Annotated in this window: 2 protein-coding genes; both read left to right on the top strand. The window is 34.7% G+C overall.

Translation table 11 applies throughout. The annotated features are described in order from the left end of the window. Nucleotides 1-400 precede the first annotated feature (400 nt). On the top strand, nucleotides 401-649 hold the full coding sequence (locus tag FTU19_RS16125; RefSeq protein WP_006581702.1) for a phenol hydroxylase subunit: 249 nt from the start codon (nucleotides 401-403) through the stop codon (nucleotides 647-649). A 37-nt stretch (nucleotides 650-686) separates the two neighbouring features. Continuing rightward, a complete protein-coding gene (locus tag FTU19_RS16120; RefSeq protein WP_006581703.1) occupies nucleotides 687-1,172 on the top strand; it encodes a hypothetical protein in 486 nt (161 codons plus the stop codon). Nucleotides 1,173-1,474 lie beyond the last annotated feature (302 nt).

Genomic DNA, 1,474 nt, shown 5'->3' with positions numbered 1-1,474 from the left:
TGTACATAGTGCACTAGGTTATGTATCACCTTTTGATTTTGAAGCAATGTACTATGATAAGATTAACCCGTTAGGTCAGGTGGCCTAACTTAAATAAAAAACTCTCCGACAAACCCGGTACGGTTCAGTTGATTGAATTATAGGGGCTATCAATGCGAGTTGGAAAATCAAAAAAAGAAGCTTTGGCTTCTTTTTTTTTTGATCATCTATAAGTGCTTATACAACTGAGAAAATATAAAACACTTGAGAATTTTCTTAAGTCATACATTGTGACTTAAGAATTTGATAAAGAACATTGTATGAAATAAAAAAGAGAAAATCATAAATATTTGAAAAATAATAATAAATAAAATTGGCATGCAAGTTGCAATAATCTTATGGAGAATATGAGGATTTTGGTATGCAGCAACTCAATGTAGAACAGCCTCCTTGCTTTATTCATGTTACAGGGACTCAGCGTGACAAATATATCGAATTTGAATTTTCGATAGGTGATCCAGAGTTAGCTGTAGAAATGATTATGCCAGTCAAGGCTTTTGAAGAATTCTGCGCACACCATCAAGTACAGCACCTAAGTACGGATGATTTTGCAAAGATTGAATATGACCGCATGAAGTGGCGATTTGGACAGGCCGGTATTAGAGAATAAAAACTCTAGTCTTTATTAAAAAATCAGGAAGATTTATATGCAAATTGATATTAAAACATCTTCAGTTAAGCCTTTAAGAAATACTTATGCTTATATTGAAAAAAGATTTGGTGATAAACCAGCTTCACGTTATCAAGAAGCGACCTACGATATTCAGGAAGAAATTAATTTTCATTACAAACCTTTATGGCAGCCTGAATTTGATCTTTACGATAAGGGCCGTACTGTAATCCAAATGAAAGATTGGTACGTGCTTAAAGATCCTCGTCAATTTTATTATGGGGCTTATACCCAAACTCGAGCTAAACAACAAGAGATTTTAGAAAGTAATTTTACGCTTGTTGAAAAACACGATTTATTAAGAAATATTTCTGAAGAAATTCTAAACAAAGTAACGAAATTACTACTCCCACTTTATTGTAAACAAGACATTTTTATCTTTTATATTCAATGGCTTATTTTCCTGCTAATTGGTAATACCATGAAAAATACCATGCTCAGAAAAGGCTTAACAATATTTTGAAAAATTGCCTACTGAGCGCTGCCGCACAGCTCCATAGGCCGCTTTCCTGGCTTTGCTTCCAGATGTATGCTCTTCTGCTCCTGCAGCTAATGGATCACCGCAAACAGGTTACTCGCCTGGGGATTCCCTTTCGACCCGAGCATCCGTATGAGACTCATGCTCGATTATTATTATTATACTCTGTACACGACAAATTTCACAGAACCCTTATCCTATCAGGATTCTGCTTTCTTAAAATTGCCAAAATTTCCTTAAACTCTTCTTTTTTCCCAAAACCAATTAAACGCTGAATCGCCATTTGA

It is taken from the genome of Acinetobacter sp. YH12072 (assembly GCF_013419565.1).
Lineage (GTDB): Bacteria > Pseudomonadota > Gammaproteobacteria > Pseudomonadales > Moraxellaceae > Acinetobacter.
The sequence above is the reverse complement of the archived record's forward strand: the minus strand, read 5'-3'. Positions and strand labels throughout refer to the sequence as shown.